Genomic DNA, 22118 nt, shown 5'->3' with positions numbered 1-22118 from the left:
TGGACACATCAGGCGTAGCTGCCTACCGTCAACGGCGTGACTGCTGCTCCTGTGATCTCCGTTGACTGGCAAGGGCACACGCGCGGCTCCGCCGACTACCGGCGGTTGCTCACCGCGTTGTTCTGCGCCGGAGTCGCGACCTTCGCGCAACTGTATTCCCCACAGGCCGTGCTGCCCCTGATCGCGCACGACCTGGGCACCGGCGCTGCCGGCACCGCACTGGCCATATCGACGGCGACCATAGGTCTCGCGGTCGGGGTGATCCCGTGGGCGGCGCTGGCAGACCGCATCGGCCGCGTCCAGGCGATGACGATATCCGTCACGGCCGCCGCGGTTCTCGGGCTGCTGGTGCCGCTGTCACCGACTTTCCACCTGCTGCTGACCGGTCGTTTTCTAGAGGGGTTGGCGGTGGCTGGAGTGCCGGCAATCGCGGTCGCGTACCTGACCGAGGAGATCAACGCCGGACATGCGGCCCGGGCCGCTGGCACCTACGTCGCAGGCACGACGATCGGCGGGCTGTCCGGCCGCTTGATAACGGGCCCCATCGCCGAACACTTCGGCTGGCGTGTCGGCGTGCTGACGGTGGCCGTGCTGTGCGGGCTGGCTGCGTTTGCGTTCGCCAAACTGGCCCCGCCCGCGCAGGGGTTCACCCCCGCCCGCAGCCACCGCGAGCTGGGCCCGCGGCTGTGGGCCAACCTGCGCTCACCGCGTCAACTGGTGCTGTACGCCCAGGGTTTCCTGCTGATGGGCGGGTTCATCGCGATCTACAACTTCCTGGGCTTCCGGCTGATCGCTGCACCCTTCCACCTGCCCCAGACCGTGGTCAGCCTGGTGTTCCTGGCCTACCTGGCCGGCACCTGGGCGTCGGCGCGGGCCGGGGCCGAAGCCACTCGGTTCGGCCGGCGGACGGTACTGCTCGCCGCCATCGCGACGATGATCGTCGGCGTCGCCATCACGCTGAGCGACAACCTCGCGGCCGTGCTGGCTGGCCTGGTGATCGCTACCGCAGGGTTCTTCGGGGCGCACGCCATACTTTCAGGTTGGGTGGGCACCGCCGCAGCCCCCGAGGGCAAGGCGCAAGCCTCCTCGCTGTACAACCTCTTCTACTACGGCGGGTCCAGCGCGATCGGTTGGTTCGGCGGCGTGGCGTTTGATGCTGTCGGCTGGCCTGCCGTAGCGGCGCTGGTCATCGGCCTGGCGGTGGTGGCGGGGTTGCTGGCGTGCACGCTCAATCGCCACAGCGGCGAGCCGCTCAATCGCTGCAGCGGCGAGCCGCTCAATTACCAGAGCTCGATGTCGCGGCCGTACTCCGATTCCGGCCGCGGACCGAAGTAACGCCGCTGCGATTCGTCGATGAGGACGTCGTTGATGCTGGCCTCACGGCGCGCCATCAGCCCGTCATCAGTGAACTCCCACAGCTCGTTGCCGTAGCTGCGATACCACTGCCCGTCGGCGTCGTGCCATTCGTACTGGAACCGCACCGCCATTCGGTTTTCCCGGAAGCCCCACAGGCTCTTGCGCAGCACATAGTCCAGTTCGCGCTCCCATTTGCGGGTCAGGAACGCCACGATCTGCTCCCGCCCGACGATGTGTTCAGCACGGTTACGCCAGTGGGAATCCGGCGTGTAGGCCACGCTGACGCGTTGCGGATCGCGGGTGTTCCACGCGTCTTCAGCGGCTTGGACTTTCTGCGCAGCTGTTTCCTGAGTGAACGGCGGGAACGGGGGGCGAGGTCCGGTCATGTCACCTTTCTACCTGTCTAACCATGTGTCATATCGTGGCTTGCATGGACTTCGCGATGTCGGCCAAGGCGACTGAATACCACAAGCGGCTCACCGACTTCATGACCGAGCACGTCTTCCCGGCAGAGGTGTCCTACGACGCCTATCGAGAGGAGAAGGGTCCGAAAGACCACACGGTGCCGCCGGTGATCGAGGAGCTCAAGGCCAAGGCGAAGGCCGCCGGACTGTGGAATCTGTTTTTGCCCTCGGAGTCGGGGCTGACCAATCTGGAGTACGCGCCGCTCGCCGAGATCTCGGGCTGGAGCCCCGAGATCGCCCCCGAGGCGATCAACTGTGGGGCCCCCGACACCGGCAACATGGAGACCCTGCACCTGTTCGCGACCGAGGCACAGCGCAAGCAGTGGCTGGAGCCGCTGCTGGCCGGGGACATCCGCAGCGCGTTCGCGATGACAGAACCCGCTGTGGCTTCCTCGGATGCCCGCAACATCGAGACCACGATGCTGCGCGACGGGGCCGACTACGTGATCAACGGCCACAAGTGGTGGATCAGCGGGGCGGCCGACCCGCGCTGCAAGATCCTGATCGTCATGGGCCGCACCAACCCCGACGCGGCCAGCCACGCCCAGCAGTCGATGATCTTGGTGCCGATTGATGCAGCGGGGGTCACCGTCCGGCGTTCCTTGCCGGTGTTCGGTTGGCAGGATCAGCACGGGCACTGCGAGATCGTGTTCGACAACGTGCGGGTGCCTGCCGAGAACCTGCTGTACGCGGAGGGCAGCGGGTTCGCGATCGCTCAGGCCCGGCTGGGTCCGGGCCGCATCCACCACTGTATGCGCGCGCTCGGGGCCGCCGAGCGCGCGTTGGCGTTGACGGTCGACCGGGCGCAGAAGCGTGTCGCGTTCGGTAAGTCGTTGGCCGAGCAGGGTGTGGTGCGCGAGTCGATTGCCAAGTCCCGCAACGAAATCGACCAAGCCCGGCTGCTGTGCGAGAAGGCCGCGTGGACCATCGACCAGCAGGGCAACAAGGCCGCACATGTGCTGGTGGCCCAGATCAAGTCGGTGGCCCCGCAGGTGGCGTGCACTGTCATCGACCGGGCCATCCAGGTACACGGCGCGGCCGGGATCAGCGACGATTTCCCGTTGGCGCGGCTGTACGGCTGGCACCGCGCGATGCGATTGTTCGACGGGCCCGACGAGGTGCACATGCGCACCATCGCGCGTGCGGAACTCGGTCGAGAGAAGTCCCCGCTGGCAACGGCGGTGTGCCGCCAATCAGACACGGCGGCGTGCCGCCAATCGAATACGGCGGTGACAGCACAGTGACCGTCGGACTGGGGGAACTGTCGGGGGCGTGGAACTTCCGGGATGTCGCGGAGTACACCGGGATTCGGCCGGGGCGGCTTTACCGGTCCAGTGAGTTGAGCGCACTCTCCGACGCGGGGCGCGACCGGTTCGTCGATCTCGCCATCACCGACGTTGCCGACCTGCGCTCGCACCGCGAGGTGCAACGCTGGGGACCGGGCCTGGTTCCCGACGGCGTCGAGATACACATGCTGCCATTCCACTTCCAGGACGACTCCGATCAGGACGCCCCGCACGAGTCGACATTCCAGCGGGTGATGTCCGAATCACCGGGCAGCGAGAATGTGGTGGCCGCCGCCAAACGGTACATGGTCGAGGTGTACCAGGAGTTCCCGACGTTGCCCGGCGCGCATACCGCAGTGCGCCAAGTGATCTCGCTACTGGCCGCGGGCCGGCCGGTGCTCGCCCACTGCTTCGCCGGCAAAGACCGTACCGGGTTCACCGTGGCGACCGTGCTCAATGCCGTCGGCATGCCGAGAGACGCCGTGATGGCCGATTTCCTCCGCAGCAACGACGCCATCGGGCCGCTGCGTGAGCACATCCTGGAGTCGGTGCGGGCCCGGTCCGCGGAGCGCTCCGAGGTGTTGTCCTTCGCCGAAGCCCGGCTGACCGACGAGGTGCTCGGGGTGCGCGAGGAGTACCTCGACGCGGCCTGGCGCACACTGGAGGACAACTACGGTTCGACGGCCGGCTTCCTGCAGGCCGCCGCGGTGACCGAGATAGACCTCGTCGGCCTGCGGGCGACGCTCCTCGGCTAGTTCCCGGGCTACGTCACCGTCGTCACGATGATCAACTGTCACACTGGTCACCGGGCAGAACACTTGGTCGTTCTGCCCGGCTGTTCGCGACTTTGTCGCTCAAATCGCCACACACGACCGTCTGGATGTCATTAGCCCCACCGGCAACAACCCCAATTGACACTCATATCACTTCAGCATGTCGAGTCATCAGCTGTCACATGCCCGGCTATCGGCGACTTTGTCGCTCACAAAAGACCGCCTACCACCGCCACAGGGCGGCGCTGCCGCGGTTCCTGCACCAACCCCCGCCTACGCATGCGGCACCCGCCGGACGCATGCCGCGACCGCGAATGCCGTTGCCGCCCAAAATATCCACTTGTCCACCACCGGGCGACTTTGTCGCCAACAGGCGGGCACACTGACACCGCTCTGAATCCTGTTACTGATGTGACAGCTGGCTAACCGTGCGTCGCGGTCAACGTCACCCGCACCTCGTCGGTCACCTTCATTGCGCCCATCAACATCGAATACTGTTTGATGCCGTAGTCGGTGTGCCGCACAACCGCTTCACCCGAGATGCGCCAATCCGAACCGTCGCGCACCGCATGGACATCGACGGTCTGTTCGCTGCGGCGGCCGCCGATCTCCAGGGTTCCGACGAGCCGCAATGTGTCAGTGGCCTGTTCGATCGAGGACGAGCGAAACGTCGTCTGAGGAAACCTGTTGGCCTGCAATATTTTCAGTGCATTGGCCCGCACCAGCTTCTTCTCGGCGCCGGACAGCGGCGTCACGCCGCCCTCGCCCGTGAGCACGTCCAGGGAATCGAGATCGATCGTCAGCTCGACCGCGGAGGGGCGGTCGCCGTCCCAGGTCACCGTCGCCCGCCACGACCGCACAGCGATGGTCAACCGGTGACCCATGCGGGCCGCGGTCCCGGTGACGCCCGTGTGCAGGAGCAACTCGCCGTCGGACGCGTCGAGAATCCATTGCGGAGAAGTCAACTGCTGAACACCAATCCCGTCACCCACGCGATAGTAGCCAGCAGCGCACCGGTCAGCTCCACACCGACCGAGAGGGCCACGCCCTTGACCGCGTGCACCGTCGACGCCCAGGCCCGGCGGCGGTCCCGCCGCAGCGACAACTCTGCCAGGTACACCCCGATGACGAAACCGAACAGCAGACCCAGCACCGGGATGACGAAGAACCCGATGATGCCCAGCACCCCGCCCGCCACCAGACTCCAGGTGCGGACGTCGGCGGCCCGCATACGGCGCACCGGCCACAGGTACTTGACCACCTCGGTAGCGATGAACAGTGCCGCGACGACGCCAAGAGTGACCCAGGACACGGCGGTGTGCTCGACGATCGCCCACACCGCGATCGCGGCGAACACGAGCAGGCCGCCCGGCAGGATCGGCAACACGATGCCGATGAGGCCGACGGCGATGGCCAACGCGACAAGAATGACTCCAACAGTGCTCACGGCTTCTGGCCGCGCACCCACTGAATGGAGCCGATGCTCTTGGTGCGTACCCGGATCAGACCGAGCTGCTCGAACCGGTCGCCGATCTCGTCCTGACCGAAGAACCGCGCGCCGCCCTTCGAGAGCAAGCGCGCGGGGCCTCGCCCGGCGGTAGGCACCATGACGGCCATACGGCGGCCCGGCCGCAGCACACGCACCATCTCGGATAACGCGGCCTCGGCATCGGGGATCAGCTGGACGACGGCGATGGAGGTCACCGCGTCGAAACACTCGTCGCGGAACGGCAGCCGTTGCGCGTCGGCACGCACGAACCCCACCTGAGGTCCGGCCTCGGCTTTCACCGCGCGAGCCAGCATGGCCTCGGAGATGTCGACGCCGACGGCCAGCCCGCCGGCACCGGCCGCGCGTGCCAGTGCCGCAGTGATGTTCCCGGGGCCGCTACCGACGTCCAAAGCGGTACCACCGGACGGGATGCTCAGCCATTCGGTCGGCTCCTGCCACGCCGCCAACAGTTTGCGACCCAGCACCTGGGCGCGGTCGTAGAGCATCGAGCCCACCGGCGACGCCCACAACTTCTGGATCGCCCCGGAGTTCTTCGGGGTGTCGCTGCCGGCCGCGCCGAGCAGATCGAGATACCCCTTGCTGACGTCGGGTTCGGCCGGCGGATCGATGAGAAGATCCAGTGCCCTGCGCAATGCTCCACTCGATGCGGTGTCCACAACTCCACGCTACGTGCCGAACTCGCTCGGCCGAGGCCGCTTCAGAGCTTGAAGCTGGCCTGCTGCGCCTTGGACAGGTTGGTGATCTCGTCCCACTTGGCAGCGATGTCGTCGACCGACGGCACGCCGTCGGAGAACGTGACGCCGTCGTTCTGGAAGAGCGCTGTCCGCTGTATTTTGCCGCCGCCGACGATGAAGATCGAGTCGGTGTCGGCCAGTTCCTCGGTCATCAGGTACGCCACCACCGGGGCGACATATTCCGGGGTGAGCTTCTCGAACACCTCGGGTGGCAGGATGTCCTGCGTCATCCGGGTGGCGGCAATCGGCGCGACGGCATTGGTCTTGATGTTGTACTTGGCGCCTTCCAGGGCCAGCGTGTTGATCAAGCCGACCAGGCCGAGCTTGGCGGCGCCGTAGTTGGCCTGGCCGAAATTGCCGAACAGGCCACTGGTGGAGGTGGCGACGACGACACGGCCGAAGCTCTGCTCGCGGAAGTGCGGCCATGCCGCGCGGATGACGTTGTAACCGCCGTACAGGTGCACCTTGAGCACAGCGTCCCAGTTCTGATAAGTCATCTTGTGAAAAGTGCCGTCACGCAGGATGCCGGCGTTGCTGATGACGCCGTCGACCTTGCCGAACTCGTCGATCGCGGTTTTGACGATGTTCTCCGCACCCGCGGGCTCGGCCACGCTGTCGTAGTTGGCGACGGCCCGACCGCCGGCCTCTTTGATCTCGCTGACCACCTGGTCGGCCATGTTGTGTCCGGCACCAGTGCCGTCGCGGGCGCCGCCAAGGTCGTTGACGACGACGCTGGCACCTTCGCGGGCCAGCGTCAGGGCGTATTCACGTCCCAGACCGCCGCCGGCTCCGGTGACGACGACAACACGGTCCTGCACTCCGGGCATGAGGGTCCTCTCTCACAAAGGGGCTCGCGGGTAGCCGTCCCCTGTATACGGCGGCCAACTCGGCATCGCTGAGCCGGGTCCGCAATGCACTCGGTCGATTCTGCCAACCGCCCATCAATTGCTGCCAAAGCCGTGCGAGCCGAAATCACCGCGGGTCGCTTTCGGTTGAACGAGTCAGGAAAACAAAAGAGGAAGAGGCAAAAGAAATGAAGAAGTTCGGATTCACCGCAGTCATCGCAAGCGGACTGGCCGCAGCCGTTCTGGGTCTGGCCGGACCGGCATCGGCGGGGGTGGACCACCACAGCTGGCTGGACCAGATCGGTCCGCACGTGAGCGTGCCGCAGGTCGACACCTCCGTCCACCAGAGCCACTGACGACATAGCCACTGACGACATGGAAAGCGGGGCACCGGCGAACATCCGGTTGCCCCGCTTTTTTGTTGCGCTATTTCTACGAGCGCTCACCCGTCACGAACGTCGAGAACGCGTCGTCGTCGCGCAGATGCTCCGATTCGACGGACCGGTTCAGCCGGCGCATCTCGGCCAGCGAATGCAAGCCGTGGGCCTGCCAGCCGTGCTCGTTGAGCCACCCGGTGACGTCGGCCCGATCCGGGTCGTCGTAGATCAGGTTCTGGATGTCGAGGGCCTGACCGAGGTTGAACTGGGCGGCGAACCGCGCGAACCGTTCCCGCATCTCCTCGCGCCGCTCCTCGGCCGTGCGTCCCGCGGTCTCGGCCGCGACCCGGCTGCCCGGCGCCGACAGTTCGGTGATCTGCTCGAAGAGGCGGTCCTGGGCGTCGGCGGGCAGATACATCAGCAAGCCCTCGGCCAGCCAAGCCGTGGGCTTGGCCGGATCGAAGCCGGCCTCCCGCAACGCCTTCGGCCAGTCGAAACGTAAGTCCATGGCCACCTCGTGCCGCTCGGCCGACGGCTGTGCACCATGGTCGGCCAGGGTGGCTGTCTTGTACTCCAGCACCTTGGGCTGGTCGATCTCGTACACCGCGGTGCCCGCGGGCCAGTCCAGCCGATACGCCCGCGAATCCAGGCCAGAAGCCAGGATGACGACCTGCCGGATACCGGCCTGCACGGCGTCGGCGAAGTACGCGTCGAAGAAGTGCGTGCGCACCGCCTGGTAGTTGCCCATGTGCTCGAAGATCGCTGCGGCCTCGGCATCGGCCGACTCGATCTTGGCGGCAAAATCCTTGTCCAACAAAGTTTCCCAGATGCCGGTGCCGGCTCCTGTGACCAGTACGCGGGCGTACGGGTCGGTGATCAGCGGATCCTCGCGCTCGGTTTCGGCGGCGCGGGCGGCGGCCACCATGACGGCCGTGGCACCGACGCTGGTGGCGATGTCCCAGGTGTCGTCATGACTACGCAGTGAGCTCATCTGACCGATGCTACTCAGTAAGTTAGGCAGGCTACGGGCTGGCATGGCCCAGCTCACATGTCAGTCGCGCAGCTGCCAGAGTTTGTTGGCCATCAGCAGTTCGAACTTGTCGACGACGACTCCGAGTTCATCGGCATTACCGACGTATCCGGCATAGAAACCCATGCCCCACATCACCGCGATCAGCATCTCCACGATCGCCGGGATGTCGGTGTCGGCGCTCAGCTCGCCGAGCTTGACGGCATCGTCGACCGCCCACGACACGAAGGCTCGCGAACTCTTCAACGCATCGTGTTCTTCAGAGATCAGATCGGGGTGCCGCTGGGCCTCCAACACCGAGGTGACCAGGAACGCCGCTGTCGACCGGTCAGTTGAATCGGCGTCCATCGCGGCAGCGAAAAAGGCCGACAACCGGCCGAGCAGCGTCGCGGACTCATGTGCCCTGGCAATACCCGCGGCAATCACCGACGCATTCGTCTGCTCGACCACTTCGCGGTAGAGCACACTCTTGCTGCCGAAGTAATGATTGATCGCCGGACGGGTCAGATCGGCCCGGATCGCTATCGCCTGGAAGGTGGCCGCGTCGTATCCGAGTTCGCTGAATACCTCAAGAGCAGCACGCAAGATGCGCTCACGGGTCTCTGCAGCCTTAGCTGCGGGGGGACGTCCTGGTCCCCGGCTCGCGGTATGCGCCACATGACAAAGTGTGCCACAACACACCGGGCATTGGTCGCAACACCTGCCGCCGCGACGCCGTCTCAGACCTGCTCAGCAAACATCAGGAGGGGAATTGGCCGACCGAGAAACGATGATGTCCTGGCTGGCCGACATCGCCTCCGGGAGCCGTACTCCGGCGCCCCAGATCAATCGCCCGGCTAGCATCGGCAGTCATGCTGAACCCGGGTGAGCTCTGGCACCGGGCAGTAGATCGGATCCGTGACCGCGACCCCGAACACGACGCGCTGCGGCGCGCGTCACGGGCCGCCATCGTCATTCCCATCGCAGCGGCCCTCGGCTTCATCGTCGGGCCCGGTTCGCAGACCCCGCTGTTCAGCATCTTCGGCGCCGTCTCGCTGCTGATCACCGCCGACTTCCCCGGCAACCGGGCCGCCCGTGCGCTGGCCTATTGCGGCCTCGCGTTCAACGGCGCCGTGCTGATCACACTGGGCACGCTGCTGGCGCCGCACCCGTGGTTGAGCGTCGCGGCGATGTTCATCGTGGGCGTGGTGGTGTCGTTCTCGGGGGTGCTCAGCGAGATCGTCGCGGCCGGCCAGCGCGCCACCCTGCTGATGTTCGTACTACCGACATGTACACCGGTCGGTCCGATTCCCGACCGGCTGCTGGGCTGGCTCATCGCGCTGGTGGTCTGCGTGCCCGCAGCCTTGTTCCTGTTCCCGCCACGCCATCACGATGAATTGCGCCGCAATGCGGCCAAGGTGTGCCAGCTGCTCGCCGACCGCCTGGAGGGCACCGCATCGGGCCGCGACGTCACCCGGGCGATGAACGCCCTGTACGCAAATTTTCTCGGCGCCGACTACCGGCCGGTGGCGCTCACCGCAGGCAGCCGGGCCCTGGTGCGGGTGGTCGACGATCTGGGCTGGCTGACCGACCAAGTCACCGGCGGCACCGGAGACCTGCTGGGTCCGATGCGCGCCACGGCGGTGCGGGTGCTGCGCGACAGTGCGGCGGTACTGAGCATCCACGATGTCGGCAAGCGGGCAGCCCATGGCGCGGATCTCCGTGCGGCCCTCGCCGAGCAGCGAACGGTGGCGCGAGGCACCTACCGCGAGGACGTCATCGCAGTGCTCGACGCGCCCGACGACGAGACTGCCGTCGAAGTCGGCCGCACGCTGCTCAAGCGGCGCACGACCTCGGCCACCATCGCGGTGACCGGACGCGTCATCGGCAACGCCGCGCTGGCCGACGCGCGACCGGTGTGGGCCCGGGTGCTGGGACTGCGGCTGCCGGAGACCGGCGCTGCGGACTGGGTGATGCCGGAGACCGTCGCGGTCGCGGCGATCGCCAGAGGATTTCTGGCCACGCGGGCCGTGGTGCTGCGCAACAGTCTGCGTACCGGGATCGGCCTGGCCGTCGCCGTCACGGTCACGCACGTGTTCCCGGTGCAGCACGGATTCTGGGTGGTGCTCGGCGCCATGTCCGTGTTGCGCAGCAGCGCGCTGGCCACCGGGACGCGTGTGTTGCGGGCAGTCGCCGGTACGGCGGTGGGTTTCGTGCTCGGTGCGATCGTGATCAAGCTGGTCGGCGTGGATCCGGTGGTGCTGTGGCTGCTGCTGCCGGTGGTGGCGTTCGGTTCGGCGTATGTGCCGGGGGTGATGTCGTTCACGGCCGGGCAGGCCGCCTTCACCATGATGGTGCTGATCAACTTCAACCTGATCGTGCCGACCGGTTGGCGGGTGGGCCTGGTGCGGGTCGAGGATGTGGTGGTCGGTGCGTCGGTCGGCATCGTGGTATCGCTGCTGTTGTGGCCGCGGGGCGCTTCCGCGTCGGTGACCAAGGCGATCAACGACGCCAGAACGGTCGGGGCGAAGTTCCTGCGGGCTGCGGTGCTGCGGGCGACCCGGGGCGCGTCCGAGGAGGCGAACGACCGGGTGATCGCGCTCAGCTACGACGGGCTGAAGGCGACCCGCATATTGGATGACTCGGTGCGCCATTATCTTTCAGAAAACGGCGGGCCTTCTGACCTGCGTGCTCCGGTGGTGAAGGCGGCCAACCGGGCGATTCGGGTACGGGCGGCCGCGGAGCTGATCACCGATGTCGTACCGCCGCCACATGACACCTACCAGCGGACACGAGATGTGCTGGAGATGCACGCGCAGGCGATCTGTGCGCGACTGGTCGGCGGCGACACCCGCTCGCTGCCGCCGATCAGCGACAGTCTCGTGCGGTGTCTGCGCTCCGAGTCCACTGGTGAGGACCTCGCGGTCTCGGCCGCGCTGCCGCTGGTGACGGTGGCCGCCAACCTCGGCGAGCTGGAACTGCTGTATCCACAGCCCGCCGAGACGATGCAGTAGCCGCGTCAGTCAAACGGCCGGTGCGGCATCAGCGCGTTCGGCGGAATCTGGCCGAACCTGCCGGACTGGTAGTCCTCCAGGGCCTGGATCAACTCCGCCTTGGAGTTCATCACGAACGGGCCGTAGTGGAAGACCGGCTCCCGGATCGGCCGGCCGCCCAGCAGCAGGATCTCCAGCGCGGGCCGGTTCGAATCCTGGGTGCCCTCGGCCGTCACCGTAATGCGGTCACCGGGCCCGAACACGGCCAGCTGACCCTGGTGGACGGGGTGTGCGACCGGGCCGACGCTGCCGCGCCCGCTCAGGACGTAGACCAGTGCGTTGAACTCGCGGTTCCATGGCAGGTTGAGCTGCGCACCGGGTTCGATCGTGGCGTGGGCCATGGTGATCGGCGTGTGCGTAGCACCAGGACCGCGTGCCGGCCCGGTTTCACTTTCGATGTCGCCGGCGACGATGCGCACCAGCGAGCCGCCGTCCTGCGACGACAACAGCTTGGCCTCGTTACCCTCGATGGCCTGGTACCTCGGCGTCGCGAACTTGTCCTTGCGGGGCAGGTTCACCCACAGCTGGATGCCGTGGAATGTTCCGCCGCTCTCGACGAGTTCAGCCGGCGGGGTCTCGATGTGCAGGATGCCGGCCCCGGCCGTCATCCACTGGGTGGCGCCATCGGTGATCAGGCCGCCACCGCCGTGGGAATCCTGGTGGGCGAACCGGCCGTCGATCATGTACGTGACGGTTTCGAAGCCGCGGTGCGGGTGCCAGTCGGTGCCACGGGGCTCACCCGGCTGGTACTCCACCTCACCCATCTGGTCCATGTGGACGAACGGGTCGAGGTCGGCGGCGCTGACCCCGGCGAACGCACGCACGACGGGGAATCCTTCGCCCTCGTAGCCGCGCGGGCCGGTGGTGATGGACCGAACGGGGCGTTCGGTGTCCGACGCCTTGGGTGCCGCGATGCGCGGCAGAGTCAGGGTGTCGGCGGTGATGGCTGGCATCTGTACCTCCTGGGGTATCTGTACTGATACCCCTATAACCGGACTGCAGTCCGATTATTCCGCGCGGGTGCTTTACTCCTCGCCGCCGCCCCTTGCCGCGCGTCGCCGTCAGGAGAGGAGGGTCAAAGCGGCAGCCCGCGCCTCGGCGGCCGTCGCAGTCCCCAACACCGCGTCCGCAGCCGCGCGGCATTGCGCCAGGCTGACCTGCGCAAGCTTCGCGCCGACCGCGGCGACCGCAGCCGAGGCGGCCGACAGGGACGTCACACCGAGGCCCACCAGCACACAGGCCAACAGCGGGTCGGCAGCCGCCTCGCCGCACACACCCACCGGCTTACCGACCGCCGCGCCGGCCCGCACCGCCATCGCCACCAGCGCGAGTACCGCGGGTTGCCAGGGGTCGGTCAGCGTGGCCAGATCGGCAGACATCCGGTCGGCGGCCATCGTGTACTGCGTCAGGTCATTGGTGCCGATCGACAGGAAGTCGACGTGATCGAGGATCTTGTCGGCCAGCAGCGCCGCGGCGGGCACCTCGATCATCACGCCCGGCGTCAATCCGTATGAACGAGCAGCGGCGGCAAAGCTTTCCGCTTCGGCCGCGGTGGAGATCATGGGCGCCATGACCCACGGCTGGTTACCCGACGCAACGCCCGCGGCGGCAATGGCCTCGAGCTGGCGGTGCAGCAACCCCGGATTGCCCTCGGCGATCCGGATGCCCCGCACTCCGAGTGCCGGGTTGGCCTCATCGGGATGTCCGGCGAACTTCAGCGGCTTGTCCGAACCGGCATCGAGCGTGCGGATCACCACCTTGTGGCCGACGAACGCGTCGAGCACCTCGCCATAGATCTTGGCCTGCTCGTCGACGGTGGGCTCGGTGTCGCGGTTCAGAAAGCACAACTCGGTGCGAAACAGGCCGATACCTTCGGCCGGGGTCTGACGGGCCGCGCGGGCCGCGGCACCGTCCTGCACGTTCGCGAGGACGGCGACGACGTGACCGTCGGCGGTCGCACCCGGGCCGGTCCACCGCCGCGCCTGCTCGGCTGCGTGTTCAGCAGCGGTCACCGCCCTCGCCGCCTCGAGCGGATCCGGATCGACGGTGAGAGTGCCCGACGTACCGTCGAGCAGCACCGACGTACCGACGGCGACATCATCGAGCCCACCGACCGCCACGACACACGGGATGCCCAGCTGGCGGGCAATGATCGCAGTGTGGCTGGTAGGCCCGCCCAGCGTGGTCGCCAGCCCGATCACCAGCGAGGGATCCAGACCCGCGGTGTCAGCTGGTGCGAGGTCCTCCGCGCACAAGATCGACGGCACGTCCGGCAGCGGCACTCCCGGTTCCGGCAGACCCGACAGTTCGGCGACGACACGATCGCGGATGTCCCGCAGGTCGGTGACTCGCTCGGCCATCAATCCCCCCAGCTGGGTGAACAGCGCCACGAACTGGTCGACGGCCCCGTCGACCGCACGCACTGCGGGCGCACCGCCGGCGATGCGCTTCTCCGCAGCGCCCAGCCAGGCCCGATCCTGCGCCAGTGTCGCAGTGGCGGCCAACACCTCCGCGGCCGCTCCGGTGGCGTGCGCCGCCCGGTCACGCAGGCGGTTGGCGACGGCTGTCGCGGCGGCGGTGAAGCGCGCGGCTTCCGCCGGCCGCTGGGGCTCATCGACGTCACCTGCCGGCGCGTCGATGACGGGCAGCCTGCCCGGACGGATCACGGGCCCACATTGCACCCCGCCCACCACGGGGACACCGCGTAGGACGACGTGTGAAGTAACGGGAGACGAAGTACTCATGTGAGACACATTACAAGAAACCGTTGACAAGTCAACACGAATAAGCGTAAAACAACATATGTCAACATTTAATTACGATCTAACCCACACAAACGGGAGGGTCATGTACGCCGAAGAACGCCAGCAGGCCATCGCCACGCTGGTGATGAGCAGAGGCCGCGCCTCTGTTGCGGAACTCGCACAGACTTACGACGTCACCACCGAAACCGTGCGCCGCGACCTGGCCGTGCTCGACAAGGCCGGCCTGTTGCGCCGTGTCCACGGCGGCGCCGTCCCCGCCCGTACGCTTCACCTGGTCGAATCCGGAGTCGGCGAGCGCGATACCACCCGTGCGGAGCAAAAGGATGCGATTGCTGCCTCAGCCCTGGACTTCCTGCCCCTCAGTGGCGCCACAGTGCTGCTGGACGCCGGAACCACCACGGCGCGCCTCGCCGCCCAATTGCCCACGGACCGGGAATTGACCGTGGTGACCAACTCTGTGCCCATCGCGGCCCGACTGGCCGTCATCCCGACGGTCACGCTGCAACTGCTCGGTGGACGGGTACGCGGCCTGACCCAGGCCGCCGTCGGGGAGCAGGCCCTGGCCGTGTTGAGCACGCTGCGGGTGGACGTTGCATTCATCGGCACCAACGGCATCACCGCGCGGCACGGCCTGTCCACGCCGGACTCCGATGAGGCGGCAGTCAAACGCGCCATGGTCGCCACCGCCAATTACGTTGTGGTGACCTCGGACTCATCGAAGGTGGGCCGGGAGGATTTCGTCAGCTTCGCCCCGATCGAGAAGGTCGACACCCTGATCACCGACGGTGATATCGCTCCGGCCGACCGCGCCGAACTGACCTCGCACGGCGTCGAAGTTGTGATTGCATGATCGTCACCGTGACCCCCAATCCGAGCCTGGACCGCACCGTCACCCTGGCCAACCCGCTGACCCGCGGCGCGGTGCAGCGTGTCGATACCGTCACGGTCGAACCCGGCGGCAAAGGCATCAACGTCGCCCGCGCCCTCATCCTGGCCGACGTCGACGTGTTGGCCGTCCTGCCCGCTGCCGACGACGATCCGCTGCTGGGTGCGCTGCGTACCCGCAAGGTTCCGTTCACCGCGGTGCCGATCGACGAACCGGTCCGCACCAACCTTGCCATCACCGAAAATGACGGCACCACAACCAAACTCAACGAACGCGGGGCGTCACTCGACGAGGTATCGTTGAGCGCCCTGACCGACTGCGTGGTGCAGCAGGCCCAGTCGGCATCGTGGGTCGTGCTGTCGGGATCGCTGCCACCCGGAGCACCCGTCGACTGGTACGCCCGCATCGCAGCGCAGCTCGCACCGCTCGACTGCCTGGTGGCGATCGACACCTCCGAAGCTCCGCTGGCGGCGCTGGCCGCGGCGTTCGACGTCGCCGCGCCCGACCTGATCAAACCCAATGCCGAGGAACTGGCCGACCTGGTCGGTGGCTCCGCCGAAGAACTGGAACACGCTGCCGCCCAGGGCGATCAAGGGCCGGTCGTGGCAGCGGCCACGCAACTGATCGACCGCGGCGTCGGCGCAGTACTGGCCACGCTGGGCGCGGCCGGCGCCGTACTCGTCAACCGGGTCGGCGCCTGGCACGCGACGCCCCCTCCCATCATCCCGCGCAGCACCGTCGGAGCCGGCGACGCCTCCCTTGCCGGTTATCTGCGTGCCACAGTCGACGGCGCCGAACCACCGCAACGGCTGCGCATGGCCGTCGGTTACGGCAGCGCCGCCGCCGCCCTACCCGGATCTGCCTTGCCCACCCCTGACCAACTCGATCTCGAAGCCATCCGTATCCACGCCACGAAGGTGCCGCTATGACCCAACCGATCATCACCCCAGATCTCGTCCTGCTCGACGTGGCCGTCGACGGCGACAAGGAAGCCGTCATCGGCCGCCTGGCGGGTGCACTCGCCGCGGCGGGACGTACCTCCGACACCGAAGGACTGATCGGTGCGGCACTGGCCCGCGAGGCGCAGTCCGCCACCGGACTGCCCGGGGGCATCGCCATCCCGCACTGCCGGTCGCCATACGTCGACACGCCCACGATCGGGTTCGCCCGGCTGTCCCCCGGGGTCGACTTCGGTGCGCCCGACGGCCCGGCCGATCTCGCGTTCCTCATCGCAGCGCCGGAATCCGGTGGTGCCGAACATATGAAACTGCTGTCCAGCCTGGCCCGGGCGCTGGTACGCAAAGAGTTTGTGGCGTCGCTGCGCAGCGCCGCATCCGCCGAGGACATCGTGACGCTCGTCGACGGTGTGGTGAACCCGGCGCCCGCCGCCGCACCCGCTCCTGCCGCAGCCGCCGCTCCGGCGTCAACGACTCCGACGGCCGCGCCCAAGACCGTGTCCATCGTGGCAATCACCGCCTGCCCCACCGGAATCGCCCATACCTATATGGCGGCCGACGCACTGAAGTACGCGGCCCAGGAGGCCGGCGTGAACTTCACCGTGGAGACCCAGGGTTCGTCCGGCAGCACACCGCTGGCCGCCTCGACCATCGCCGAAGCCGATGCCGTCATCTTCGCCACCGACGTCGGAGTCAAGGACAAACAGCGCTTCGCCGGTAAACCCGTCATCGCATCCGGTGTGAAACGCGCCATCAACGAACCCGGCAAAATGATCGCCGAAGCCGTCAGTGCCGCGGGCGATCCCAATGCTGCACGAGTCGCCGGCGATGCCGCCGCGTCCGCCACCCCGTCGACCGCCGGCGGCATCGGCTGGGGCACCCGGCTGCGGCAGATCCTGCTCACCGGCGTGAGCTACATGATCCCGTTCGTCGCCGCTGGTGGTCTGCTGATCGCACTCGGCTTCCTGTTCGGCGGATACGAGATCGCCAACAAGCCTGCCGGGCAGACGGATTCGCTGGCTCACATCATCGCCACCACGAACACGCTGACCAACCTGCCCAGCGGCGGCTTCACCCAATACCTGGGGGCGGTGCTGTTCAGTCTCGGCGGGCTGGCCTTCGGATTCCTGGTGCCCGCGCTGGCCGGCTATATCTCCTTTGCAATCGCCGACCGGCCCGGTATCGCACCGGGTTTCACCGCAGGAGCCGTGGCGGTGTTCGTCGGCGGCGGATTCATCGGCGGTATCGTCGGCGGTCTGATCGCCGGCTTCGCCGCGCTGTGGATCAGCTCCTTCAAGGTGCCGAAGTGGTTCCGCGGGCTGATGCCGGTCGTGGTGATTCCGCTCGGCGCGTCGCTCATCGTCGGCCTGCTGATGTTCATGCTGCTCGGCCGGCCGCTGGCCGCCATCACCTCGGGCCTGACGAACTGGCTGGGTGGGCTCTCCGGCAGCTCGGTGGTCCTGCTCGGTGTCATCCTCGGTCTGATGATGTGCTTCGACCTCGGCGGGCCGGTCAACAAGGCCGCCTACGCGTTCGCCACCGCCGGACTCAACGTCGCCGACCCTGCATCGCTGCGGATCATGGCCGCCGTGATGGCCGCCGGCATGGTGCCGCCCTTGGCCATGGCGCTGGCAACCACGCTGCGGCCCGGGCTGTTCAGTGAGCCCGAGCGTGAAAACGGCCGCGCCGCCTGGTTGTTGGGCCTCTCGTTCATCTCCGAGGGCGCCATCCCGTTCGCTGCAGCCGACCCGTTCCGGGTCATCCCGTCAATGATGTTCGGCGGTGCGGTCACCGGTGGCCTCATCATGGCGTTCGACGTCACCTCGAAGGCCCCGCACGGCGGCATCTTCGTGTTCTTCGCGATCGGAAACCTGTTGTGGTTCCTGGTCGCACTCGCTGCCGGCGCCGTCGTCAGCGCCCTGGCCGTCATCGCGGCCAAGCAATTCGCCAAACCCACCATCACCACGTCGGATGCCCCGGCGCTGGCCACCACCTAAGGAGAAGAATCAATGCCCAGCAAGACCGTCATCGTCGGCTCCGCCATCGGCCTGCACGCCCGGCCCGCCGCCGTCATCGCCGAAGCTGTCGTCAACGCCGGTGTACCCGTGACTCTTTCGGTCGACGGCGGCGAGCCGGTGGACGCCGGATCCGCCCTGATGATCATGACCCTCGGCGCCGCCAACGGAGCATCGGTCACCGTCGAATCCGACGACGCCGACGCACTCGCCACTGTCGCCGGCCTCGTGGAGCAAGACCTCGACGCGTAAGTAGTTGTCCCACAGCGACTCGCACCGTTCGTACTCGAACGGTGCGAGTCGTCATTTGGTCGGCTTTCTACGCCCGGCCGTCCTCCACCTCAGCGGACGCCATGCGATCGGCCTGGGTCTTAAGGCGGGCGGCCGCCTCCGAATCATTACGGTCATAAGCCTGCGCGGCCTGGCGCAGCAGATCACTGATCCTGGCCGACGCGGACTGAGTGGCACCCAAGGCATCACCCCGCGCCGACTGCGCAGCGTCAAGCACATCCTGCATAGGAAAGCCGATCGGGCCGTGGCTGTTCCGAACCCCCGATGCAGGCGGCGCGCCACTGACGAGGCTGCCCACCTCGTCGCTGAGGTTACTGGCCTGCTGTCCCCATGCCGTGACGGCACTCGTGTCGGCCCTGAACTGGGTCATCGCCCCTCCGATCCTGACGCACTTGCTGATCGACAAGTCTATGGCCGCGACAACCGTCCCCCTCACAGAAGTTTCGTATGCCAATCGGCCTTGCTGTCATTCGCCGAGCACCCCGGCAAGAAAGCGTAATTCCCGCCTCTGATACACCTTTATGATTGCCTGCGTGCAAATAGCCAGTCGGCTTGGCGTAGGTAGATGGGGTTCGGGGCAGGCGAGTACTTGTTTGCTGTATGTGCATCAGCACACGGCAGACAAATCTACTGTCGAGGGGGTGCGTAAGGCGTGCAGCGGGTAGCCGTCGTGGCGCTTGCGGTGTTACTGACAATGTTCAGCGCACCGCAGGCCTGGGCCATCGATCCGCCGGTGATCGATTCCGCCGCAGTTCCGCCAGATCAACTGGGTCCCGACGAACCGACCGAGCAGCGCTACGAGTGCAAGGGCCCCACGGCTATGCCGAACTCGAACTTCGCGGACAAGCCGTGGGCGAATACCTATCTCCGAATCGCCGACGCGCACAAGTTCGCAACGGGCGCCGGGGTAACTGTGGCCGTCATCGATACCGGCGTCAACGGTTCGCCACGGGTGCCCGCCTCACCCGGCGGTGATTTCGTCGACGCCGGCGGCAACGGAATGTCCGACTGCGATGCCCACGGAACCCTGACCGCGTCCATCATCGCCGGACACCCGTCACCCACCGACGGTTTCGTGGGTGTCGCACCCGACGCCCGGATCCTCTCGCTGCGCCAAACCTCGGGGATGTTCCAGCCCAAGGGCGCTCAGCGGGACCTCAACAACCCGAACGACACCCCCACCGCCGGGTCGATCCGCAGCCTGGCCCGGTCCATCGTGCACGCCGCCAACATTGGGGCGCAGGTGATCAACATCAGCGAGGCCGCCTGCTACAAGGTCACCCGACGGATCGACGAGTCAACTCTGGGCGCCGCAATAAACTACGCGGTCAATGTCAAGAATGTGGTGATCTTGGTAGCCGCCGGCAACACCGGCGGCGACTGCACGCAGAATCCGCCACCAGACCCCTCGGTTCCCTCCGATCCCCGGGGGTGGCGGGAAGTTCAGACCATCGTCAGCCCGGCCTGGTATGACCCGATGGTGCTGACCGTGGGCAGCATCGCCGAGAACGGTCAGCCGAGCAACTTTTCGATGTCCGGGCCCTGGGTGGGCGCAGCGGCACCCGGTGAGAACCTCACCGCGCTCGGGTACGACGGTCAGCCGGTCAACGCCGTCGCCGACCAGGACGGTCCCAAACCCCTGTTCGGAACGTCGTTTTCGGTTGCCTATGTATCGGGTCTGGCTGCACTGCTCAAGCAGCGGTTCCCAGATCTCACCGCCGCGCAGATCATCAACCGCATCACCGCCACCGCCCGGCACCCCGGCGGTGGCGTGGACAACTACGTCGGGGCCGGGGTGATCGACCCCGTCGCTGCGTTGACATGGGAGATCCCCGACGGCCCCGCCAATGCCCCCATGCGGGTCAAGGAAGTGCCGCCGCCGGTGCACATCGCGCCGCCGGACCGTGGGCCGATAACCATGGTCGTCGCCATTGGTCTCGGCTTGGCCTTTGTGCTCGGGGTCGGCGCCATGGCCCGGCGCGCTTTGCGGCGACGCCGATGAATCTCCTGCGCCAGTTCAGTTTTCGGTTCAGCACCGGCCACGCCATCTGGGCTGCGGCGCTGATCCCCGCGTGCGTGGCGCTCTGTATGCGCTTCCACCTGCTGTGGTTGGGGATCACGCTCGCCACTCTCGTTGCGCTGTTCTCGGTGCTGACGATCCGCGGTCGGCGGCTCACCGGCTGGGTCGCGGCCGTCTTCTCTTGGCGCCGGCGGCACCGCACGACCCCCGATCCGGCGTCCGAGCCTGCGGTGGGCTCAACCGTGATGCCCGGCGATCACGTCGCAGTGCGGTGGCAGGGCGACTACCTGATCTCCGTGATCGAGCTGGTGCCACGGCCGTTCACCCCGACCGTGATCGTCAACGGCACAGCTGTTACCGATGACGTCGTCAGCAGCAAGCTCGTCGAAGATCTGCTACTCGCACATTGCCCTGACCTAGAGGCCGACATCGTGTCGTCCGGCCATCGGGTGGGCCGCACAGCACCGGCCAGTCTGGTGGCGCTCTACGAACAGGTGGTGGGACCCTACCCAGCGCCGGCGAATCGGCGTACCTGGGTTGTGCTGCGCGCTAATCCCGATACGACGCAACGCTCTGCGCAGCGCCGCGACTCAGGAGTGTCGGGCCTGGCACGGTATCTGGTGGCGTCGACGACGCGAATCGCCGATCAGCTGGCCAGCCATGGGATCGATGCCCAGTGCTGCCGCAGCTTCGACGACTACGACAAGGCCACTGAAATCAGTTTCGAGAAGGAAGCGTGGTCGGCCATCAAGGGCCGCAGTACTTTTACCGCTGCCTACAGCGCTGCGGGTGGTCCTGATGTGTGGTGGTCGGCACGGGCCGATCACACCACCACGCGGGTGCGGGTCATCCCTGGAATGGCGCCGACCAGCACTGTGCTGCTGACGACGTTGGCCAATCCCACTACTCCGCGCGGGTTTTCGTGTCTGTTCGGTGGCCAGCGGGCAGCGCTGCAGGGCATCAGCCCGGTGGCCGACAAGCACTACGAGCTCCCGATCGGATCGGCCGGTGTGCTTGTCGGCGAGACCGCCGACCGCTACCCGGTGTACATGCCGTTCGACAACGTCGATGCCAGCATCAACCTCGTTGACGCGCAGCTCTTCACCCAGTTTTTGATCCGTTCGGCAGCCGCCGGTGCGGTGATCACACTCGGCCCACAGTTCCGCGAGTTTGCGTCGTTGATCAACGGTCGAGTCGGACGTGTGCCCCGGGTGGCCTGGCCGCATGCCACAACCTATCTCGACCCGCATCAGGAAATCGGACGAGTCATCTTGCGGCCCAACTTCATTGACACACCACGGCACCGGCAGCTGCCGATCCAGCTGATCAATCCGCGTGAAGAGAGCCGTTACCAAACGGCGCTGGGGCAGTAGGGGATTGCCATGGCAGAGGATCGCCCGCAGTCAACACCCACCGAATGGCATCGCTGCAGCACCGCAACGACGTCGCAAAGAAGACGGAAAGGAGTCCTCGTGACCGACGGCATGCACCCCGAAGTCGCCGCAGTCCTACAAAAAGCACAACAACTGCAAGCCCTCATGGACGACCAACTACACAAAATGAACACCGAAACCTTCACCGCCGCAGACGAAACCAACACCGTCGAGGTGACATTGAACGGACACCACCACCTCAAATCGGTCTTCATCGAAGAAGGCCTCCTCCGCCTGGGCGCCGCCACCGTCGAACAACGCCTCAACGAAGCACTCCACAAAGCCACCACCCAAGCCTCAGCCGCCATCACCGCCGACCGCGAACGACTCGACCAAACCGTCGCC

General features: G+C 66.8%; 22 protein-coding genes. 12 read left to right on the top strand and 10 right to left on the bottom strand.

From position 1 onward, the window contains the following. Window positions 1-51 precede the first annotated feature (51 nt). Entirely contained in the window at window positions 52-1335 is a 1284-nt protein-coding gene (locus H276_RS0120935) for an MFS transporter (RefSeq protein WP_019973242.1), read from the top strand. Here H276_RS0120935 and H276_RS0120930 read toward each other — a convergent pair. After that, entirely contained in the window at window positions 1281-1742 is a 462-nt protein-coding gene (locus H276_RS0120930; protein WP_019973241.1) for a nuclear transport factor 2 family protein, read from the bottom strand. The genes H276_RS0120935 and H276_RS0120930 overlap by 55 nt on opposite strands. A 56-nt stretch (window positions 1743-1798) precedes the next feature. Between H276_RS0120930 and H276_RS0120925 the strand changes: the two genes are divergently transcribed. After that, entirely contained in the window at window positions 1799-3064 is a 1266-nt protein-coding gene (locus tag H276_RS0120925) for an acyl-CoA dehydrogenase family protein (RefSeq protein ID WP_196807970.1), read from the top strand. Further along, window positions 3061-3861 carry a tyrosine-protein phosphatase gene (locus H276_RS0120920; protein WP_019973239.1) on the top strand — a complete coding sequence of 267 codons (801 nt, stop codon included), beginning with the start codon at window positions 3061-3063 and terminating at the stop codon, window positions 3859-3861. The genes H276_RS0120925 and H276_RS0120920 overlap by 4 nt, the downstream gene beginning before the upstream one ends. Window positions 3862-4301: 440 nt before the next feature. Here the strand turns inward: H276_RS0120920 and H276_RS0120915 are convergent, their stop codons facing one another. The 4 genes from H276_RS0120915 to H276_RS0120900 are packed head-to-tail and all read right to left on the bottom strand — an operon-like array spanning window position 4302 to window position 6950. Next, the gene (locus H276_RS0120915) at window positions 4302-4871 is read right to left on the bottom strand and encodes a YceI family protein (RefSeq protein ID WP_019973238.1); all 570 of its coding nucleotides are present in this window, start codon (window positions 4869-4871) and stop codon (window positions 4302-4304) included. After that, entirely contained in the window at window positions 4841-5326 is a 486-nt protein-coding gene (locus tag H276_RS0120910; RefSeq protein WP_019973237.1) for a DUF456 domain-containing protein, read from the bottom strand. Before H276_RS0120910 ends, H276_RS0120915 begins: the two co-directional genes overlap by 31 nt. Continuing rightward, on the bottom strand, window positions 5323-6045 hold the full coding sequence (locus H276_RS0120905) for a class I SAM-dependent methyltransferase (protein ID WP_019973236.1): 723 nt from the start codon (window positions 6043-6045) through the stop codon (window positions 5323-5325). The genes H276_RS0120910 and H276_RS0120905 overlap by 4 nt, the downstream gene beginning before the upstream one ends. Window positions 6046-6086: 41 nt before the next feature. Then, window positions 6087-6950, bottom strand: a complete 864-nt coding sequence (locus H276_RS0120900) for an SDR family oxidoreductase (protein WP_019973235.1) — start codon at window positions 6948-6950, stop codon at window positions 6087-6089. 206 nt (window positions 6951-7156) lie between these two features. On the opposite strand from H276_RS0120900, the gene H276_RS24885 reads away from it, so the two are divergent. Further along, the gene (locus H276_RS24885) at window positions 7157-7324 is read left to right on the top strand and encodes a hypothetical protein (protein ID WP_019973234.1); all 168 of its coding nucleotides are present in this window, start codon (window positions 7157-7159) and stop codon (window positions 7322-7324) included. Between the two features lie 76 nt (window positions 7325-7400). Here H276_RS24885 and H276_RS0120890 read toward each other — a convergent pair whose 3' ends face one another. Then, on the bottom strand, window positions 7401-8336 hold the full coding sequence (locus tag H276_RS0120890; RefSeq protein WP_019973233.1) for an SAM-dependent methyltransferase: 936 nt from the start codon (window positions 8334-8336) through the stop codon (window positions 7401-7403). 60 nt (window positions 8337-8396) lie between these two features. After that, window positions 8397-9032, bottom strand: a complete 636-nt coding sequence (locus H276_RS0120885) for a TetR/AcrR family transcriptional regulator (RefSeq protein WP_026357260.1) — start codon at window positions 9030-9032, stop codon at window positions 8397-8399. A gap of 194 nt (window positions 9033-9226) precedes the next feature. On the opposite strand from H276_RS0120885, the gene H276_RS0120880 reads away from it, so the two are divergent. Then, a complete protein-coding gene (locus tag H276_RS0120880; RefSeq protein WP_019973231.1) occupies window positions 9227-11368 on the top strand; it encodes an FUSC family protein in 2142 nt (713 codons plus the stop codon). Between the two features lie 5 nt (window positions 11369-11373). Here H276_RS0120880 and H276_RS0120875 read toward each other — a convergent pair whose 3' ends face one another. Continuing rightward, a complete protein-coding gene (locus tag H276_RS0120875) occupies window positions 11374-12360 on the bottom strand; it encodes a pirin family protein (RefSeq protein WP_019973230.1) in 987 nt (328 codons plus the stop codon). A gap of 108 nt (window positions 12361-12468) precedes the next feature. Then, window positions 12469-14151, bottom strand: a complete 1683-nt coding sequence (locus H276_RS0120870) for a putative PEP-binding protein (RefSeq protein WP_051111496.1) — start codon at window positions 14149-14151, stop codon at window positions 12469-12471. Between the two features lie 103 nt (window positions 14152-14254). On the opposite strand from H276_RS0120870, the gene H276_RS0120865 reads away from it, so the two are divergent. Genes H276_RS0120865 through H276_RS0120850 form a run of 4 tightly spaced genes read left to right on the top strand, consistent with a single transcriptional unit; the run spans window position 14255 to window position 18281 of the window. After that, window positions 14255-15022 carry a DeoR/GlpR family DNA-binding transcription regulator gene (locus H276_RS0120865; protein WP_019973228.1) on the top strand — a complete coding sequence of 256 codons (768 nt, stop codon included), beginning with the start codon at window positions 14255-14257 and terminating at the stop codon, window positions 15020-15022. Beyond that, window positions 15019-15987, top strand: a complete 969-nt coding sequence (locus tag H276_RS0120860) for a 1-phosphofructokinase family hexose kinase (protein ID WP_019973227.1) — start codon at window positions 15019-15021, stop codon at window positions 15985-15987. Before H276_RS0120865 ends, H276_RS0120860 begins: the two co-directional genes overlap by 4 nt. After that, complete coding sequence (locus H276_RS0120855) at window positions 15984-18011, top strand: fructose-specific PTS transporter subunit EIIC (RefSeq protein WP_019973226.1); 2028 nt, start codon at window positions 15984-15986, stop codon at window positions 18009-18011. Before H276_RS0120860 ends, H276_RS0120855 begins: the two co-directional genes overlap by 4 nt. Window positions 18012-18023: 12 nt before the next feature. After that, complete coding sequence (locus tag H276_RS0120850; protein ID WP_019973225.1) at window positions 18024-18281, top strand: HPr family phosphocarrier protein; 258 nt, start codon at window positions 18024-18026, stop codon at window positions 18279-18281. Between the two features lie 67 nt (window positions 18282-18348). Here H276_RS0120850 and H276_RS23405 read toward each other — a convergent pair whose 3' ends face one another. Further along, a complete protein-coding gene (locus tag H276_RS23405; protein ID WP_155943205.1) occupies window positions 18349-18690 on the bottom strand; it encodes a type VII secretion target in 342 nt (113 codons plus the stop codon). A 282-nt stretch (window positions 18691-18972) separates the two neighbouring features. On the opposite strand from H276_RS23405, the gene mycP reads away from it, so the two are divergent. From mycP to H276_RS0120830, 3 genes are all read left to right on the top strand, one after another. After that, window positions 18973-20322 carry a type VII secretion-associated serine protease mycosin gene (gene mycP, locus H276_RS0120840; protein WP_026357258.1) on the top strand — a complete coding sequence of 450 codons (1350 nt, stop codon included), beginning with the start codon at window positions 18973-18975 and terminating at the stop codon, window positions 20320-20322. Then, window positions 20319-21713, top strand: coding sequence for a type VII secretion protein EccE (gene eccE / locus H276_RS0120835; protein ID WP_019973222.1), 1395 nt, complete (start codon window positions 20319-20321; stop codon window positions 21711-21713). The genes mycP and eccE overlap by 4 nt, the downstream gene beginning before the upstream one ends. 99 nt (window positions 21714-21812) lie before the next feature. Then, a partial coding sequence (locus H276_RS0120830) for a YbaB/EbfC family nucleoid-associated protein (protein ID WP_019973221.1) occupies window positions 21813-22118 on the top strand: 306 nt, incomplete at its 3' end.

Origin of the sequence: Mycobacterium sp. 141 (genome assembly GCF_000382405.1) — a bacterium.
Taxonomy (GTDB): domain Bacteria; phylum Actinomycetota; class Actinomycetes; order Mycobacteriales; family Mycobacteriaceae; genus Mycobacterium.
Note: the sequence above shows the minus strand (reverse complement) of the source record. Positions and strands in the feature narration are given on the sequence as shown.

Bases quoted from the DNA above. Each gene is read 5' to 3' on its own strand.
- H276_RS23405 (WP_155943205.1), bottom strand. From the start codon at position 18,690: ATGACCCAGTTCAGGGCCGACACGAGTGCCGTCACGGCATGGGGACAG.
- H276_RS0120900 (WP_019973235.1), bottom strand. From the start codon at position 6,950: ATGCCCGGAGTGCAGGACCGTGTTGTCGTCGTCACCGGAGCCGGCGGC.
- H276_RS0120925 (WP_196807970.1), top strand. From the start codon at position 1,799: ATGTCGGCCAAGGCGACTGAATACCACAAGCGGCTCACCGACTTCATG.
- H276_RS0120850 (WP_019973225.1), top strand. From the start codon at position 18,024: ATGCCCAGCAAGACCGTCATCGTCGGCTCCGCCATCGGCCTGCACGCC.
- H276_RS24885 (WP_019973234.1), top strand. From the start codon at position 7,157: ATGAAGAAGTTCGGATTCACCGCAGTCATCGCAAGCGGACTGGCCGCA.
- H276_RS0120860 (WP_019973227.1), top strand. From the start codon at position 15,019: ATGATCGTCACCGTGACCCCCAATCCGAGCCTGGACCGCACCGTCACC.
- H276_RS0120875 (WP_019973230.1), bottom strand. From the start codon at position 12,360: ATGCCAGCCATCACCGCCGACACCCTGACTCTGCCGCGCATCGCGGCA.
- H276_RS0120930 (WP_019973241.1), bottom strand. From the start codon at position 1,742: ATGACCGGACCTCGCCCCCCGTTCCCGCCGTTCACTCAGGAAACAGCT.
- H276_RS0120855 (WP_019973226.1), top strand. From the start codon at position 15,984: ATGACCCAACCGATCATCACCCCAGATCTCGTCCTGCTCGACGTGGCC.
- eccE (WP_019973222.1), top strand. From the start codon at position 20,319: ATGAATCTCCTGCGCCAGTTCAGTTTTCGGTTCAGCACCGGCCACGCC.
- H276_RS0120870 (WP_051111496.1), bottom strand. From the start codon at position 14,151: ATGAGTACTTCGTCTCCCGTTACTTCACACGTCGTCCTACGCGGTGTC.
- H276_RS0120880 (WP_019973231.1), top strand. From the start codon at position 9,227: ATGCTGAACCCGGGTGAGCTCTGGCACCGGGCAGTAGATCGGATCCGT.
- H276_RS0120890 (WP_019973233.1), bottom strand. From the start codon at position 8,336: ATGAGCTCACTGCGTAGTCATGACGACACCTGGGACATCGCCACCAGC.
- H276_RS0120865 (WP_019973228.1), top strand. From the start codon at position 14,255: ATGTACGCCGAAGAACGCCAGCAGGCCATCGCCACGCTGGTGATGAGC.